Source organism: Pyxidicoccus sp. M15, assembly GCF_056858435.1.
In genome coordinates this window covers 2,551,270-2,567,901 of the sequence record NZ_CM166495.1, presented here as the reverse complement: position 1 = coordinate 2,567,901, position 16,632 = coordinate 2,551,270, and the positions used below count along the sequence as shown (strand labels likewise).

The following is a 16,632-nucleotide window of genomic DNA, read 5'->3' as shown; positions in this document are numbered from 1 at the left end:
CCCCAACCTTCATCCACATCCGGCTTGGGCCCCACAGGGCGTGTGGTAGCCAAAGGACTCGATGAAGCACTCGACGGATTCTCGCGAAGCCACGACGAGCACGCCTTCCACCTTCGAGGACTCCGCCGAGGTCCTCGCGGGCGGAGGGGAGATGGGCGCCCTCATCCGCGCCACGGACTGGTCGAAGACGGCCATCGGCGCGGTGAAGGGCTGGCCCCAGAGCCTTCGCACCGCCGTGAGCATCCTGCTCGAGTCGCGCTTCCCCATGTACATCGCGTGGGGGCCGGACTTCGTCCAGCTCTACAACGACGGCTACCGCCCCATCCTGGGCTCGACGAAGCACCCCGCCGCCATGGGGCGGAGCACGCGCGAGACGTTCGCGGAAATCTGGCACATCATCGGGCCCATGTTCGAAGGGGTGATGCAGGGGAAGGCCGTCGGTCTGACGGACTTCCTGCTCCCCCTGGAGCGTCACGGGTTCACCGAGGAGTGCTACTTCATCTGCTCCTACAGCCCCATCCGTGACGAGAGCGCGGGCGTCGGTGGCGTCCTCGTCACCGTGACGGAGACCACCAACCGCGTCCTCGGAGAGCGGCGGCTGCGGACGTTGAGGGACCTCGCGGCGCGTGCGGGGGCGGTGAAGCGGGAGGAGGAGGCCTGGCGGGAAGCCGCTCAGGCGCTGGAGGGCAACGCCTTCGACCTCCCCTTCGCCCTGCTCTACCGGCTGGATGAGACGGGCGCGAGCCCCACCCTGGCGGCGACGGCGGGATGGACGCGGTCCAGCACGGCCCCGGCCAGCTCCGCGTGGCCCTTTCGCGAAGTCATGGCAAGCCAGAGCGCCCAGCGCGTCTCCGACGTGCGCACCCGCTTCGGCGAGCTGCCCGGCGGCGCCTGGCCCGAGTCTCCCCACTCCGCCTGGGTGCTGCCCATCTCCCGTCCGGGGGCCGAGCACCCCTACGGCTTTCTCGTCGCGGGCCTGAGCGCGCGCCGCCCGCTGGACGATGACTACCGCGGGTTCCTGGGCCTGGTGGCGGACCACCTCGCCACGGCCGTCAGCAACGCCCGCGCCTACGAGGAAGAGAGGAAACGGTCCGAGGCCCTCGCCGAGCTCGACCGCGCCAAGACGGCCTTCTTCAGCAACGTCAGTCACGAGTTCCGCACGCCCCTCACCCTGATGCTGGGGCCCGTCGAGGACGGCCTGGCCGACACCCGGGAGCCGCTCCCGCCCGGGCAGCGCGAGCGCCAGCAACTGGTGCGCCGCAGCGGCCTCCGGCTCCAGAAGCTCGTCAACACGCTGCTGGACTTCGCCCGCTTCGAGGCGGGGCGTGCCAGGGCCTCCTTCGTCCCCACGGACCTGGCCGCGCTCACCCGGGACCTCGCGAGCACCTTCGACTCGGCGATGGGGACCGCGGACCTCGAGCTGGTGGTGGAGTGCCCCGCCCTGCCGGAGGCCGTCCATGTCGACCCGGCGATGTGGGAGAAGATTGTCCTCAACCTCCTCTCCAACGCCTTCAAGTTCACCTTCCAGGGGGAAGTCCGTGTCTCGCTGAAGTGGCTGGGCGAGCGCGTGGAGCTCACCGTCCAGGATACGGGCACGGGCATTCCCGAGCAGGAGCTGGCGCGTATCTTCGAGCGCTTCCACCGGGTGGAGGGCGCGCGCGGGCGGAGTCACGAGGGCACCGGCATCGGCCTCGCCCTGGTGCGGGAGCTGGTGAACCTGCACGGCGGGGAGGTGTCGGTGAAGAGCGTCCTCGGGAAGGGAACCACCTTCACCGTGAGCCTCCCGACCGGCGCCGCGCACCTGCCCCGGGAGCAGCTCGGCGAGGCTCGAGCGCTCGCCCCCACCGGGGTTGGACCCGACGCGTTCCTCGCCGAGGTCTCCCAGTGGAATGACACCGGCGCCCCGTCCTCCGCGCCCGCGGCGCCGTCCCCGCTCCAGGCGGGCGCGCGCATCCTGGTGGCGGACGACAACGCCGACATGCGCACCTACCTCACGCGCCTGCTGTCGCCGCACTGGACGGTGGAGGCGGTGGGCGACGGCGCGCGGGCCCTCGCCACGGCGCAGGCACACCCCCCGGACCTCGTCCTGTCCGACGTGATGATGCCGGGCATGAATGGCCTCGAGCTGGCCCGCCTGCTGCGCGCGGACCCGCGCACGCGGACCATCCCCGTGGTGCTGCTCTCCGCCCGCGCGGGGGAAGAGGCCACCATCGAGGGCCTGAAGAGCGGCGCCGACGAGTACCTCGTCAAGCCCTTCTCCGCGAACGAGCTCCTGGCTCGCATCAACGCGCAGCTCACGGTCTCCCACCTGCGCCGGCAGGCCGTCCAGAACGAGCGCGTCCACGCCGAGGAAGCCAGCCGGCTCCTCACCGAAGCCGAGCGCGCCACCCGCTCACGCGAAGAGACGCTGGCCATCGTCAGCCACGACCTGCGCTCGCCCCTGAGCAGCATCAGCGTGGCCGCGGAAATCATCCAGCGCTCCCTGGGCCAGGACGAGCGCGATGCCCACCGGCGCAAGCAGACGGAGTCCATCCGCCGCTCCGTGGGCCGCATGAACCGGCTCGTGGGGGACCTGCTCGACCTGGCGAGCATCGACTCCGGCAGCCTCTCCCTCGAGCCCCGGCCCCACACGGCGGAGGAGCTGCTGCGCGACGTCCGAGAGACTTTCGAGCCGCAGGCGGCGGAGAAGGGCGTCACGCTCCAGATGGACCTCGCCGCCAACCTCCCGCCCGTGCCATGCGACAGGGAGCGCATCCTCCAGGTCCTCGGCAACCTCCTCTCCAATGCGGTCAAGTTCACGCCCCGCGGCGGCACCGTGCGGGTGCGCGCGGAGCCCGGGCAGGACGCCGGGGGCGTGCGCTTCAGCGTCTCGGACACCGGCCCTGGAGTCCCTCCCGAGGCGCAACCCCACATCTTCGACCGCTACTGGCACGCGGCCCAGAAGCGGCGCGAGGGCCACGGCCTGGGCCTGTCCATCGCCAAGGGCATCGTGGAGGGCCATGGCGGACATATCCAGCTGGAGAGTGCCCCCGGTGCCGGCAGCACCTTCTCCTTCCTGCTTCCGCTCGAACCGCAGGTGAAGGCCGTCACGCCCGCGGCGGTGCTCGCGCCTTCCCCGGTGCCCCTGCCGCCGACACGGCCGGGCGCCGAGGAGAGCTTCCTCCAGGCCGGCGGCGAGATGGGCGCCCTGATGCGCTCCCTCGACTGGTCCCAGAACGCGCTGGGTCCGGTCGAGCGCTGGCCGCAGTCGCTGCGCACGTCCGTCAGCACGATGCTCCGCTCCCCCTACCCCATCATCCTCTTCTGGGGGCCGGAGCTCATCATGCTGTACAACGACCCGTTCCGGCCCATCCTGGGCGCGAAGCACCCGCAGACGATGGGCGCGCGCGGGAACGAGGCGCTCGCCGAGGAATGGACCCTCCTGGGCCCCTTGATGAAGCGCGTCCACGAGACGGGCGAGCCCCTGTTCATCGAGAACGGGAACGTCAACTTCGCGCGGCGGCCCGGCGGCTTGAGGGAAGAGGCCTACTTCACCTGGTCCTACAACCCGACCATCGGAGAGGCGGGGGAAATCGCGGGCCTCTTCGCCATCGCGAGCGAGACGACACGCCAGGTGGTCGGAGACCGGCAGCTCGCCATCCTCCGGGAGCTGTCCATCCGGACGGCCCTCGACAAGAAGGTCGAGGACATCTACCGCTCGCTGGATGCCGTCCTCGCGCAGGCCGGCAACGACGTGCCCTTCGCGCTCCTCTACGCCGTCAAGGCCGACAGGGCGCACCTGGTCAGCCGTGCCGGCCTGCCCCAGGGGTCCCTCGCCGCCCCCACCGCGCCGCTGCTCGGCGACACGACGTCCTGGCCGCTCCAGGACGTGGCTCGCACGGGGCAGGAGGTGCTGCTCGAAGACCTTCCCGCGAGGTTCGGTCCCCTTCCGGGCGGGCCCTGGCCGGAGCCCGCGACGCGGGCCCTCGTGCTTCCAGTGGCGATGGGCGCGGATGCGGAGACGACGGGCGTGCTCGTCGTCGGGCTCAGTCCGCTCCGCGCGCTCGACGACGAGTACCGCGGCTTCCTGCAGCTCCTGGCGCGGCAGCTCGCCGCCAGCATCTCCAGCGCCCGCGCGTATGAGCAGGAGAAGAAGCGGGCGGAGGAGCTCGCCCTGCTCGACCAGGCCAAGACGGCGTTCTTCAGCAACGTGAGCCACGAGTTCCGCACGCCGCTGACGCTGATTCTCGGCCCCATCGAGGACGCGCTGTCCGGGACGCGGAAGGCCCTGGAGGGGGCGCAGCTCGACCTGGTCCGCCGCAATGCCCTGCGGCTCTACAAGATGGTCAACACCCTCCTCGACTTCTCGCGCATGGAGGCGGGACGGGCCCAGGCGACCTTCGCACCGACGGACCTCTCACGCATCACGAGCAACCTGGCCAGCGCCTTCGAGTCCGCCGCGGCGAGCGCGGGCTTGAGGCTGGTGGTGGACTGCCCTCCGCTGCCCGAGCCCATCTACGTCGACCCGGACATGTGGGAGAAGGTTGTCCTGAACCTGATCTCGAATGCCGTGAAGTACACCCACCGGGGTGAAGTCCGTGTCCGTCTGGAATGGGCCGACGCGCAGGCCGTCCTCACCGTCCAGGACACCGGCGTAGGCATCCCCGAGGAAGAGCTGCCGCGCGTCTTCGAGCGCTTCTATCGCGTCCGCGCCACCGAGGGACGCAGCCACGAGGGGACGGGCATCGGCCTCGCCCTGGTGCAGGAGCTGGTGAAGCTGCATGGCGGCAGCGTCGCGGTGACGAGCAGGTTGGGTGAGGGCACCACCTTCACCGTGCGCCTGCCGCGAAGCTCGGCGCACCTGCCCCCGGAGCGCATCCAGCAGACGCTCAGGACGCGCGCCTCAGCGGCCAGCGCCGAGCCCTTCGTCGAGGAGGCCCGGCGCTGGTCCGCGGGCGACGGGGAAGCGGAGGACGCCACCATCCCCGGAGCACCCGACGACGCGCTCGAGGTGCCGCCGGAGTACGCGAGCTCCCGCATCCTCCTCGTGGACGACAACGCGGACCTGCGCACCTACGTCTCCGGGTTGCTTCGGCGCTTCTTCTCCAACGTCCAGACGGCGGCGGACGGGAACAAGGCCCTCGACGAGGCCCGCGCCCACCCGCCGGACCTCATCCTCTCCGATGTGATGATGCCGGGCCTGGACGGCTTCGGACTGGTGCAGGCCCTGCGCGCCGACGAGCGCACGCGGGCCATCCCCATCATCCTCCTGTCCGCCCGAGCGGGCGATGAGTCCACGGTGGAGGGGCTGCACAGCGGCGCGGACGACTACCTGGTGAAGCCCTTCTCCGCGCGGGAGCTGCTCGCCCGTGTCCGGACCCAGCTGGAGATGGCGCGCGTGCGCCGGGACGTGGCGCGACATGAGCATGCCGAGGAGCACCTCCGCGCGACGGTGAAGGCGCGCGACGAGTGGCTCAACGTGGTGAGCCACGAGCTGCGCACGCCCCTGAGCGCGCTGGCCCTGAGTGTCCGGTCGCTGATTCGCGGCGTCACCCCCGGGGAGCGCGCCGCGCTCTCTCCCGAGGAAGCGGGCACCAGGGCCCAGGCCGCGGAGCGACACCTCTACCGCCTGACGCGCCAGGTGGAGCAGCTCGTCGACGTGGCGGAGCTCGTCTCGGGCCGCCTGGAGCTCGCCCCGGAGGAAGTCGACCTCTCCACGGTGGTGGGCGCCATCGTCGAGGCGACGCGAGAGAAGGCCGCGCGCATGGGCGGCACCCTCACGTGGAGCGCGAGCGCGCCAGTCGTGGGCACCTATGACCGCGCGCGGCTGCGCCAGCTGGTGGAGCCCCTGCTCGACAACGCCCTCAAGTTCGGGATGGGCGGGCCCGTGGAAGTCTCCGTGGCCGGGGACGCGGACAGCGCTTCGATTCGCATCGTGGACCATGGCGGCGGTGTCGCGCCCGACGACGTGGAGCGCATCTTCAGCCGCTTCGAGCGCGCCGCTCCCACCCGGAACTACGGGGGCTTCGGACTGGGCCTGTGGATGGCGCGCCACATCGCGGAGGCACACGGAGGAGGCATCCACCTGACGAGGACGGAGGGCGGAGGGGCCACCTTCACGGTGGTGCTCCCGCGGAGCTTCTCCGGCCCGGCGCGCGGGGCGGGCCCTACGCCGTCCCCTGGACGGCCTGGGGGCTGAGCCTCGGGCCTCCAGGGCTGGGAGCCACCTCGGTCCCCCGCCCGTCGCGGACCCGCGGACTGGCGGGGCGACCGAGCCCGCTCCGGCCGCCCGCTCCTCTTCAGCTCCCCTTGGGCCGGGTCCGCGCACGGGGGGCCTTGCGCGCGGCCTTCCCCGACGTGGGCGGAGTCGCGGCCGGAACAGGGCCATACCGCCGGGCCGCGACGTCCTGATGCGCGAGGCGGCGGAGCGCGACGAGCACGGGCTCGTGGACCGCGGTGCCGAGCACGGCGTACTCGACGGCGGCCGCGGCATCGTCCTGGGGGATGCGGCCGACGTCGAACTCGGCGATGGCGCGGATGTGCGGCCCGTAGACGGCGAGTCGCGCGTCGTCGAGGGGGATGCCGGCGGCCTCGGCGGCGGCGAGCGCGCGCTCGAGCTGGGCGACCGCGGCGAAGCGGGGCTCATAGAGCTGGCCGAGCTTCTCCAGCACGGCGCGGGCGCGCGGGTAGTCGGCCGTGGCATCCGGCGTCACCTCCGGCGGAAGGGCCTCGATGGCCTGGCCGAAGGTATCGAAGAGGGAGTCCCGGGGCTCGTCGATGAGCCGGAGCACCTCGCGGGCCTTCTGCACGCTGAGGCCCACCGTCTCGGTGAGCGCGCGAATCACGGCGATGCGCCGCACATGGGCCTCGCCGTATTCGGCCCGCGTCGCGGCGGTCGCCTCACCGGCCGGCAGCAGCCCCTCGCGCAGGTAGTACTTGATGGTCGCGAGCGGAACGCCTGTCCGCTCCACGAGCTCGGAGATGCGCATGCGGATTTCCTTGCACTGGATAGCTGAACTATCTACCATTGGATACCATGAGTATCCAACCTCACACCCTCATCCTCATCGGCACCCTCCTCCTGTCGCTCATCACGGTGGAGTCAGGGGGCTGGTTCCTCACCCGCGTCGGACGGGGCATTGTCCCCGCGAACACGCTGCAGAAGAACTTCTTCCGCGCGGGGCACGCCCATGCGGCCGTGCTGCTGGTGCTCAGCATCGCCATCCTCGCGGTCATCGACGCCGCGAGGCTGCCGTTCGCCTTCGACGTGGTCGCGCGCTACGGCGTACCGGTGTCCGCGCTGCTGATGCCGGCGGGGTTCTTCCTCTCCGTCCTCGGGAAGGACCCGCAGCGTCCCAACCGGCTCATGGCCCTGCTCTGGGTGGGCGTGGGCGCGCTCACGCTCGGGCTGCTGGCGGCGGGCATGGGGCTGCTGCTCGCGGGCCTCTCGGCCGTGTGAGCCGCCCGTGCTGGCCCTCGCTAGCCCGCCACGGCACCCTGACGGGTGCGACGCCTGAACTCGCCCGGAGTCTGCGCGTGGACGCGCTGGAAGGCCCGGTTGAAGGCGCCGGGTGACTCGTACCCGACGGCGTCGGCGATTTCCGCGAGCCCGGCGTCCCCGTCGCGCAACAGACACCCCGCCTTGTACATCCGCCAGCGTGTCAGGTACTCGAGCGGCGTCTCTCCGACCTGCGCCTTGAAGCGCAGGGCGAAGGCCGAACGCGACATGCCCGCCACGCTGGCGAGCGCGTCGACCGTCCAGGGGTGTGCGGGCGAATGGTGCATCGCGCGCAGCGCGGCGCCGAGCGGTCCACTCCCGAGCGCCGCCAGCCAGCCCCGCGCTCCCGCCCTGCCCGACGCGTAGTGCGCGCGAATCGTCTGCACGAACAGGATTTCCGCCAGCCGGCTGATGACGACCGGGGAGCCAATCGTGGGCGTCGCGGTCTCGAGCGCCAGGAGGTTGAGCGTCGCTCCCAGCGCGCTGGCCTGGGCTTCATCGCCGCGCACGCACAGGACGGGCGGCAGCATCTCGAAGACCGGCTTGCCGCTCCACGCGTCGAACTCGAACAGGCCGGTGATGACGTGGGTGGGCGCGCCACCGCCTCCCAGGTGGAGCAGGTCGCCGACCTTCTTCCGGATGAGCGCCTCCCCATCGACGGGGCGGGTGCGGAGCGCGTCGCGCACCGCGATGCCGACGTCGGGCGCGACGACGTAGCAATCACCGCCGCGCAGCGGGATGGGGCCCGGCTCCCCGGCGACTTCCAGCCAGCAGCTCCCGCGTGTCACCAGCCCGAACTTCGCATGCGGCGAGCCGGGGAACTTCACGCCCCACGGAGCGGTCGCCTCCATCCGGCAATACAGCGCGCTCCTGACGCGCATCGCGGTGAACACGTCACTGAACGGGTCCACTCCCGCGAGCGCCTTCAGGTTTGGACGATTGGATACTTCTTCTGGCTTCCCAGGCACTGACAGTCCTCCGGCTCGGACCTACGGTACTTCGCGAAACGGAGGAGGTCACACCATGGAATCAGCAACTCCGAAGGCCCTTCGCACGCTCGGTTCGGGGTGGGCCGCGTCCGTGCCCATCGTGCTGCTCGCGACGCTCGCCGTCGCGGTGGTGCCTCGCACCCGGGGGCTCACCTTCTTCCCCGAGCTCCGGTATGCCGTCGTCACGCCCGCGTGCGTGCTCATCACGGTGGGCGCGGCCTTCCTGTATCGCGCTCTTGCCGGACGTACGGGGCGACCACGGCTTGCGTTGGCGGCGGCGGGCCTCGGGCTCGCACTGGTCCTGCTCCTGGGGATGGCCTTCCTGGGCCCTCGCGGGCTCGCCGTCGCGGGGCTTCCCGCCATCCTCGCCGTTGTCGCCGCCGTGGCGTGGTTCGTCCCCCGCTCCTTCGAGCGGCCGCGCCGCTCGCGTCTCGGAATGGCCGCCATCGTGCTTCTCGGGACGCTCGAAGCCGCTGGCGTCGTCGCGGCACTGGCAAGCGAGCGCGCCGCACCGCCCACCGCCGCCGACATCCCGGGCTCGATGTTCGAGGTGGAGCACAGGTTCATCGACCTCCCGAGCGGCGCGCGCATCCACTACGTGGACGAAGGCCAGGGCGAGACGCTGCTCTTCCTGCACGGCAACCCCTCCTGGTCGTTCCAGTGGAGGGACTTGATTCGTGGGCTTCGCGGCTCATACCGCTGCATCGCCCTCGACTACCCCGGCTTCGGCCTGTCCCAGGCGCCGGATGGGTTCGGCTTCACGCCTCGCGAGGAGAGCCGCGTCCTCGAGGAGTTCGTCGACCAGCTCGGGCTTCGTGGCGTGACGCTGGTCATGCAGGACTGGGGCGGCCCCATCGGCATTGCCTTCGCGGAGCGCCGTCCCGAGCTCGTGCGGCGAATCATCCTGGGGAGCACCTGGGCCTGGAGGACGCGCACGAGCGAGCCCCGCGGCATCTGGTCGGTCATCGCCGGCGGGCCCGTGGGTGAGTTCGTGCAGGTCAACTTCAACGGGATTGCCACGTTCGCCCTGAAGGACAGCATCGTCCGCGAGCTGCCTCCCGAGGTGGCGGACGTCTACGTGCGGCCGTTCCAGCCGTTGAATCGTCGCGGGATTGCCGCCTTCTATCCGGGGCAGATCACCGCCGCGGACGACTGGTTCGCGGAGCTGGAAGCCGGCCTCCCCACCCTCGAAGACAAACCCGCCCTCATCTTCTGGGCACTGAAGGACCCCGGCTTTCCCCAGGGCGACCGTGAGCGATGGGAGCAGGCCCTGCCCAACCACAGAACCGTCGAGTTCCCCGACGCGAGTCACTTCTTCTTCGAGGACACCGCGGACACAGTCGTTGCTGAAATCCGCGCGTTCATGTCGTCCGCCGGTTCGGGTGTTCGAATGGGAGGAATCGGGCGCTAACCAGTACCCGCTGGCCGGCCACTCTCAGGGGCTGTCTCGTGACGACACACCTCACGTCAGCCCCTGGTGCCGGACATTGCTCCGACCGGGCCGGCGTCAGCGCGCCCGCTTCCTGGTGGCTGGCTTCTTTCCGGCGCTCTTGCTCCTGGCCGGAGCGGCCTTCGCCTTCGAGGGTGCCGACTTCCCTTCCTTGCGCGTCGTCTTCGCCTTCGCGCCCGCCTCCATCGCCTTTCGGGCCTCGGTCTTCTCGCCTTTGCGCAGCGCGAGCGCCGCGGCAATCCACTCCGGCGCGTAGGTCGACGTGCAGCCCTTCGGGATGGGTCGCGGGTCCCACCGGCCGAGGCGCTCGCCGATGGCGATGACCTCCGCGGTGTGCACGGGCAGGTGGAGGCCAATCCAGACCAGGCAGAAGTTGATGCCCTCCTTCACCCGGTACGGTGCGTCCGGCAGCTCCCGCTCGATGCGCGCGAGCGTCGCGTCGACGTCGAGTTCCTTCGCGAGCCCGCGCGCGATGCGCCCGGCGAGGAGCTTCCATCCGGCGCGGCGAGGAAGCTCCGCGCTGCCGTCCATCCACCGCACCTGCAGCGCCTGGGCGATGGGCGCCTGCACGAGCACGCGTCCGACGAGCTCGTCGACCAGGCCCGGATTCGAGAGCGGCTCGAGGAGCCCGCGCGCCTCCTTCTCGGTGAGCGCCGAGGGGTCTAACAACATGCACGCGAGGACGCGCGCCTCATGGTTGCCGGTCGCCCACAGCTCCAGGCCGAGCCCGTGGTTCGTCCCAAGCGCCGCCGCGAGGCCCCGAATCTTGCCGAGCAGCACGCCGAAAACGTTGTCGCCCGCTCCGTCGCGCATGTAGCGCTGGCGCAGCTTCTCGTCGCCCTGGCTCTCGAGTTGCTTCATCACCTGGGAAAGCGTCATCGGTTTCGGCATGGGGGAACACCTCGGCGGACGATGAGTGGGGGCAGGCGACGGAACGGTGGCACGACGGGCGCTTGCGGTCGAGGAGCGCGGCCCGCTTGCCCCCACACGTGCCCCGGGCTAACGAGCGCCTCATGCTCACGTTCTACTCCCTGCCCGGTGTCTGGGGCATGCCCAGCATCAGCCCCTTCTGCACCAAGCTCGAGACGTGGCTGCGCATGACGGGCCTGACCTTCGAAACGCGCGCCGCCGACCCGGTCCGCTCGCCCAAGGGGAAGGTGCCCTACGTGAAGCTCGAGGATGGACAGTCGCTCGGAGACTCGCAGCTCATCATCGAGCACCTCACCGCCCGGCACGGCGTCACGCTCGACACGTGGCTCACACCGGAACAGCGGGTCGCGGGGCGCGCGCTCCGGCGCATGCTGGAGGAGGCCACGTACTTCTGTCTCGCCTTCGAGCGGTGGGAGTGCGCGGAGGGCTGGGCCGTCTACCGCCACGCCTTCCGCGCGCTCATGCCGCCCGTGGCGCGCGAGGTCGTTCCCAGCCTCATCCGGCGAGGCATGCGCAAGGCCCTGCGCGCGCAGGGCACGGGGCGGCACACCGCCGCCGAGGTGTACGCCATGGGGCTCGCGGACATGGAGGCGGTGGCGAAGCAGCTCGGCGCACAGTCCTTCCTGATGGGCGAACAGCCCTCATCCATCGACGCCACGGCCTTCGCCTTCGTGGATGGCTTCCTCTGCGTCCCCGTCCCCTCTCCCGCGCACGACTTCGTCTCGGCCCATCCACAACTGCGCGCCTACCACGCGCGCATCCTCGAGCGCTGGTATCCCCAGGGGCCCTCGCTCCCGCAGCTCCGGCTGTGAGGGAGCGTGGCACCTGCTCCTGACGGGTGACCTCGCAACTTTCGCAGCGCACCCGCGCGGAGTCGTGCGCCAGCCCCACGCACTCCACGTCAATCCGGTGTGGAGAGCCGTCGTCAACCTGCCGGATGGCATTGGAGTCCGACTACCTCGCGAGTAGTCTCCCCGTGTGCGGCGCGGCCCGCTTCACGAGGAGCCTCATGGCGTCTGACGACTTCATTCCGGCAAGCCCTCCCCGCGAGAGGCGAATCGGCCCGTGGCGCCTGCTGGAGCAGTGCGGCCAGGGCACCTACGGCCTCGTCTACCGCGCCGAGCTCGCCGAGTCGCAGTCCTCCTTACCCGTGGCCCTCAAGCTGGCCCTGCACCCTGGGGATGCGCGCTTCGCGCGGGAGGCCGAGTTGCTCTCCCGCATCCATCACCCCGCCGTCCCCCGCCTGATTGACAGGGGCCACTGGCAGCCTCAGGAGGGCATGTCCTACCCCTGGCTCGTCATGGACTGGATCGAGGGCGCACCGCTCTATGACTGGGCCCAGGCACAGCGCCCGTCTTCACGGCAGGTGCTGCAGCTTCTGGCCCGGCTGGCCCGAGCCCTGGACGCCACCCATTCGGCCGGAGGTCTCCACCGTGATGTGAAAGGTGACAATGTCCGAGTCCGGCCCGCAGACGCGCAGCCCTTCCTCCTGGACTTCGACTCCGGACACTTCGTGGGGGCCGCCACGCTGACCTCGCATCTCTTTCCTCCCGGCACGACGCCCTACCGCTCGCCGGAGGCGTGGCGCTTCGTCTTCGGCTCCCGCGAGCTCCCGGCGGTCGCATATCCCCCGGGGCCCGCGGATGACGTCTTCGCCCTGGGTGTCACGGCCTATCGACTTATTACAGAGAAGTACCCGCCGTCAGCGCACCCGCGGCATGAGGATGACTGGCTCTGGCGTCCCAAGGAGCTGGGGCGCTGGACGGCGCGAGTCTGCAATCCCCGCTGCCTCCCGGAGCTGAGCGCGCTGGTGTCGCGGATGCTCTCGACCCGCCCCGAGGAGCGCGGTAGCGCGCGGGAGGTGGCGGATGCGCTGGAGCAGGCGGCGCGCAGCGCGGGAAGCGAGGCGGACGTGCCGCTCTTTACCGGAGAAGAGCGGCGACCCGCGGGCCTCTTTCCCGGCCTCCAGCGCGTCACGGTGCAGCCCCCTCCGCGCATGCGGCGGTGGCCCTGGTTCGCGGCCGCGGGCCTCGGAGGCGCGCTGGCGCTGAGCGTCGGGGGCGGACAGAGCATGAGTCGCTCTGGGGGACACGAGGCATCCCACCTCGCGGAGCAGGAAGAGTCGAAGGATGGCGGCACCGTGGCCGTCGGGGACTCCGTGCTGACGGCGCCGGTGGCGCCCGAGCGAGTCCCCTCCGTATGGGCATCCATCGCGGTCGACGTGCCACCGAAACCCTTTTCAGGGCAGCGGCGCCCGGACGGCAAGGGCCGCTGTCCCGGCACGGTGCAGGTCGCCATCAACGGCGGTTGTTGGACGAAGCTGCCCGCAGACGTGAAGGACTGTGATGATTATCTGGGCGGCGTTGAGTACCAAGGTGCGTGTTACATCCCCGTCATGATTCGGCAACGCCCTTCCACCTCGGGCCCCGCAGAGCAAGACGCCGGTCCATAGCCAACTGCTCCAGCGCGCGACGTGTGCTCCCGGCCGGTACGGAGACAGAGCCTTCGCGCCCGCAACAGCAATGGGGAGAGAGCCCATCTCGGCGATTGGCTCAATCATGCGGGGCCGGACGACTGGGCGCAGTATCCTCGCGGTCCACAACTCGGAAGGAAGCCCTTCATGCGTTTGCATCACGTATTCGCCACCATGGTCCTGCTGTCCACGTCCGCGCGCGCCGAGGAGCTCAAGCCCTTTCAGAAGGAGGCCAAGAGCTCCTTCGAGAAGTCGATCTCCAGCACGCTGAAGGAAGCCAACACCGCGTGTGGTACCAGGCTCAAGGTCAAGACCAACTTCAACGTGTTCAATCCCAAGGACTGGGACGGCGTGGGCTACGAGGACTCCTGCAAAGAGGTGCTTCGTGGCCTCGCGACCATGTGCGAGCGTCCCGAGCACAAGAAGGCCATCGCCAAGAAGGTCACCGGCGTGGCGTGTCAGTTCACGTGGAACCTCCTCGAGGAGATGGCTCAAAAAGGAGGCATGTACGGGGCCAGCGACACCGAGCCCCCCGACAACAAGAAGGCCGGCACCAACGACACCAGGCCGCGCAACGTCTCGCTCTGGAAGGGCTGGCTCACATACCAGATGCACAAGGGCGACAAGACCGTCGCGGACGACACCCGGACCGTCCTCGAGGAAGCGCTGAAGGCCGGTTCCCGGTAGGACCCTGCGTCGCCATGGCTCGGCGGGCATCCGCCAGGCCGAAGCCACAAGAGGCGAGCCCACCTCACGAGGCGAAGGCGATGTATCACCTCCGGCCCTCGGCTGTTTCGCGCGCGGTTGCCCGAGGGCGCGTCGTCCAGGGGCCTGTCACATGACGAGACACCTCCACTGACGCATGCGCCGGCTGTGATTGCGTAGCGGAAGCGCGACGAGTGGACCGGGTCGTGGCGTTGACAGCGAATTGCCTGTCGGATGAGGCTGCGACGGCTGCGCTCGTCACACATCCCGCAGCCGTCCCTACACCACCGAGCTCCGTCATGAGACGCATCGCTTCGTTCGCCCTGCTGTTCCTCGCTGCCTGCTCCGAGGCCCCTCTCCCGGAAGACTTCGAGGCGTCCAGCTCCGCCGCGGCCCTCCAGCTCTCGCCCGAGGCCGAGGCGCGCGTCCTCGACTTCGTCAACTACCCCGGCAACGTCGTCAGCGTGCTCCAGAACCAGGTGGGCATCCATCCCTGGGCGGCGGTGGCCATCACCGCCCACCGCGACGGCGCCGACGGTGTCTCCCCCTCGGCGGATGACGCCTACTTCACCACCATCGCCCAGCTCGACGCGGTGCCCAACGTCGACGACACGGTGCTGCAGCAGCTGGACACGTACGCGGCGGCGCACCCGGCGCCAGCGGGCGAGACGGTCGAGGGCGTGAGCTTCCGCGGCTGGGAGTCGGAGTCGGTGGTGTGGGGCGTCAACCACGCCGACTCGGCCACGATCCAGAACCTCCTCGAGTCGCGCGCCGCGACCCACCTGTACGCGGGGCGCCCGTACACCCGCGTGGCGCAGATGGGCCCCATCTCCTGGGTCGGCTCGACGGCCCTCGCGCAGCTGCGCGCACACGCACTGCCGTGGTGGAACTGCCTGCACGGACAGACGTGCCTGGCGGGCACGTTCGACGGCATCACCTTCGACGAGCCCACTGCCGTGACGGCGCTGGACCTCGCCAATCAGGCCACGTACGCGCAGCTCACCGGGCACGGCGTCGCCGGCGCGCAGGCCAACGACCTCATCGCCGCGCGCCCGTACACGTCGCTGGCGGCGGTGGCGGCGACGTACGGCATCGGCACGGCGACGATGAACGCGCTCAGGACCTACGCGCAGGGCGGCCCCTCTACCTGCATCACGCTGTGGTCGAACGCGGTGTCGCCGCAGCTGCCGCACGTGCTGCTCATGAGCGAGAGCGACCTTCCCGTCGAGCTGGTGTCGTGGCCGGGCGAAGGCGGCAGCGCACCGACCGCCGCCACGGTGCTGGCGCTGTCCGGCCTGCCGTTTGGCTACACCGCCGAGGTGCGCGTGGCCTCGAACTACTTCCGCATGCTGGAGCCGTCGAGCAGCAGCGCTGACCCGTGGGCCGCGGCCAACATCGAGAACGCGTTCGACACCCAGCTCACCGACGTCATCTACGTCGCGCTGCACGCGCCGCAGGGCAGCTCCGAGCAGGCCCGCGTGCAGGTCTTCCTCGTCGGCCGCACCTCGTGCGGCGACCTCGTCGGCATCAAGTCCATCGCCATCGAGACCTGATTCCGCGCGGCCACGCACTGTTCGACGAGGCCTTCCAGCAGGAGCTGGAAGGTCCGTCGCCGCGGACGGGCCAGGGCGAGGGCCGCCCTTGGATGGCGCCCTGTTCGCGGCGGTGCGTGGGCCGTGTCGCGGCTCCGGGCCAGCTCGCGGTGATACCGTTGGCGTATGTACGACAGCCAAGGGCCCTTCAGGGAACTCCACAGCGCCCTCCTCGAGTATGAGGGAAGGCACGTCTGGGACGAGGTGCTCGGTCCGTGGCTCGCGCAGAACGGCGAGGAGGGCCTGTGGCTGCGCGAGCTCGGGAGCCGCCCGGACAAGCCCTGGCCCGCCCTGGACAACGAGGAGCTCTGCCGCCTCTATGCGGTGTCCCGCGTCAACGACGTCCTGCTCCTGCGTTTCCAGCCCCACCGGCGCGAGGACTGGCACGGGCTCGACATCCAGCTGGCGGAGTACGTTTCCTTCATGGAGGCGCTCGGCTTCGTCCGCGTCGAGCACGGGAGCTTCCACCCCTTCTTCCACGAGATTGTCTCGGTGCAGGCGTCCGCGCAGCCCACGAACGGAATCACGCTCGTGGAGTCGAGTTGGCCCTGCTTCATGCTCGGTGACCTGATGTTCTCGCGTGCCGGGGTGACGGTCCGGGCGGGAGCGCGGGACCTCGTCCCCGACGTCGCCGAGAGCTCAACCCTCTACTGGGCGCATCGGAGAGCCCATCGTCCCACCATGGACCTCTCCGTCGGCTGGGGCGGCAACTCGTCATGGCGCACCGGTTTCCGGCGCGACTACCGGCGCGGGGACACGGTCTGCTTCAACGTGGACGGCCGTTTCGAACCGCATGCGCCCCCCACTCCCAGAGATGCCGAGCGGGCCAGAGAGCTCACTCTCGAGGAGTGGACGGAACTCATCACCCACCGGTGCTTCGTGCGTACGCGGAAAGCGGACGAAGACCTCTGGCCCTATGACTGCAGGCTGACGTTGCCCCTCTGAGCTGGCGTCCGCTCACGCTACGCACGCACGCCGCACGGGCGGCTCACATTCGTTCGCCGGGCAGGTGGCTG

The 16,632-nt window shown here is 70.4% G+C and carries 11 protein-coding genes; 8 read left to right on the top strand and 3 right to left on the bottom strand.

Annotated elements, in window-relative coordinates:
• Positions 1–61 precede the first annotated feature (61 nt).
• Positions 62–6,178, top strand: a complete 6,117-nt coding sequence (locus ACX9TP_RS10320; protein ID WP_482979555.1) for an ATP-binding protein — start codon at positions 62–64, stop codon at positions 6,176–6,178.
• 100 nt (positions 6,179–6,278) lie between these two features.
• Here ACX9TP_RS10320 and ACX9TP_RS10315 read toward each other — a convergent pair whose 3' ends face one another.
• Complete coding sequence (locus ACX9TP_RS10315; protein WP_482979554.1) at positions 6,279–6,968, bottom strand: MerR family transcriptional regulator; 690 nt, start codon at positions 6,966–6,968, stop codon at positions 6,279–6,281.
• A 47-nt stretch (positions 6,969–7,015) separates the two neighbouring features.
• On the opposite strand from ACX9TP_RS10315, the gene ACX9TP_RS10310 reads away from it, so the two are divergent.
• Positions 7,016–7,438, top strand: a complete 423-nt coding sequence (locus tag ACX9TP_RS10310) for a hypothetical protein (protein ID WP_482979553.1) — start codon at positions 7,016–7,018, stop codon at positions 7,436–7,438.
• 20 nt (positions 7,439–7,458) lie between these two features.
• On the opposite strand, the gene ACX9TP_RS10305 is transcribed toward ACX9TP_RS10310, so the two are convergent.
• A complete protein-coding gene (locus ACX9TP_RS10305) occupies positions 7,459–8,388 on the bottom strand; it encodes an AraC family transcriptional regulator (protein ID WP_482979552.1) in 930 nt (309 codons plus the stop codon).
• A 112-nt stretch (positions 8,389–8,500) separates the two neighbouring features.
• On the opposite strand from ACX9TP_RS10305, the gene ACX9TP_RS10300 reads away from it, so the two are divergent.
• Positions 8,501–9,877: an alpha/beta fold hydrolase gene (locus tag ACX9TP_RS10300; RefSeq protein ID WP_482979551.1), complete on the top strand. Its 1,377-nt coding sequence runs from the start codon at positions 8,501–8,503 to the stop codon at positions 9,875–9,877.
• A gap of 96 nt (positions 9,878–9,973) precedes the next feature.
• Here the strand turns inward: ACX9TP_RS10300 and ACX9TP_RS10295 are convergent, their stop codons facing one another.
• Positions 9,974–10,807 (bottom strand): DNA alkylation repair protein, encoded by an 834-nt coding sequence (locus ACX9TP_RS10295; protein WP_482979550.1) that lies wholly within the window; start codon positions 10,805–10,807, stop codon positions 9,974–9,976.
• Between the two features lie 122 nt (positions 10,808–10,929).
• Here ACX9TP_RS10295 and ACX9TP_RS10290 point away from each other — a divergent pair, with 122 nt between their 5' ends.
• The 5 genes from ACX9TP_RS10290 (at position 10,930) to ACX9TP_RS10270 (ending at position 16,561) form a co-directional block, all read left to right on the top strand.
• Entirely contained in the window at positions 10,930–11,658 is a 729-nt protein-coding gene (locus ACX9TP_RS10290) for a glutathione S-transferase family protein (protein ID WP_482979549.1), read from the top strand.
• A gap of 197 nt (positions 11,659–11,855) precedes the next feature.
• On the top strand, positions 11,856–13,298 hold the full coding sequence (locus tag ACX9TP_RS10285) for a serine/threonine protein kinase (protein WP_482979548.1): 1,443 nt from the start codon (positions 11,856–11,858) through the stop codon (positions 13,296–13,298).
• A gap of 195 nt (positions 13,299–13,493) precedes the next feature.
• A complete protein-coding gene (locus tag ACX9TP_RS10280; RefSeq protein WP_482979547.1) occupies positions 13,494–14,006 on the top strand; it encodes a hypothetical protein in 513 nt (170 codons plus the stop codon).
• Positions 14,007–14,323: 317 nt separating this feature from the next.
• Positions 14,324–15,577: a nuclease A inhibitor family protein gene (locus tag ACX9TP_RS10275; protein ID WP_482979546.1), complete on the top strand. Its 1,254-nt coding sequence runs from the start codon at positions 14,324–14,326 to the stop codon at positions 15,575–15,577.
• Between the two features lie 165 nt (positions 15,578–15,742).
• The gene (locus ACX9TP_RS10270; RefSeq protein ID WP_482979545.1) at positions 15,743–16,561 is read left to right on the top strand and encodes a hypothetical protein; all 819 of its coding nucleotides are present in this window, start codon (positions 15,743–15,745) and stop codon (positions 16,559–16,561) included.
• Positions 16,562–16,632: the final 71 nt, after the last annotated feature.

Coding starts and splice junctions, on each gene's coding strand:
- ACX9TP_RS10320 (WP_482979555.1), top strand. CDS start 62: ATGAAGCACTCGACGGATTCTCGCGAAGCCACGACGAGCACGCCTTCC.
- ACX9TP_RS10315 (WP_482979554.1), bottom strand. CDS start 6,968: ATGCGCATCTCCGAGCTCGTGGAGCGGACAGGCGTTCCGCTCGCGACC.
- ACX9TP_RS10310 (WP_482979553.1), top strand. CDS start 7,016: ATGAGTATCCAACCTCACACCCTCATCCTCATCGGCACCCTCCTCCTG.
- ACX9TP_RS10300 (WP_482979551.1), top strand. CDS start 8,501: ATGGAATCAGCAACTCCGAAGGCCCTTCGCACGCTCGGTTCGGGGTGG.
- ACX9TP_RS10295 (WP_482979550.1), bottom strand. CDS start 10,807: ATGCCGAAACCGATGACGCTTTCCCAGGTGATGAAGCAACTCGAGAGC.
- ACX9TP_RS10290 (WP_482979549.1), top strand. CDS start 10,930: ATGCTCACGTTCTACTCCCTGCCCGGTGTCTGGGGCATGCCCAGCATC.
- ACX9TP_RS10285 (WP_482979548.1), top strand. CDS start 11,856: ATGGCGTCTGACGACTTCATTCCGGCAAGCCCTCCCCGCGAGAGGCGA.
- ACX9TP_RS10280 (WP_482979547.1), top strand. CDS start 13,494: ATGGTCCTGCTGTCCACGTCCGCGCGCGCCGAGGAGCTCAAGCCCTTT.
- ACX9TP_RS10275 (WP_482979546.1), top strand. CDS start 14,324: ATGAGACGCATCGCTTCGTTCGCCCTGCTGTTCCTCGCTGCCTGCTCC.
- ACX9TP_RS10270 (WP_482979545.1), top strand. CDS start 15,743: ATGTACGACAGCCAAGGGCCCTTCAGGGAACTCCACAGCGCCCTCCTC.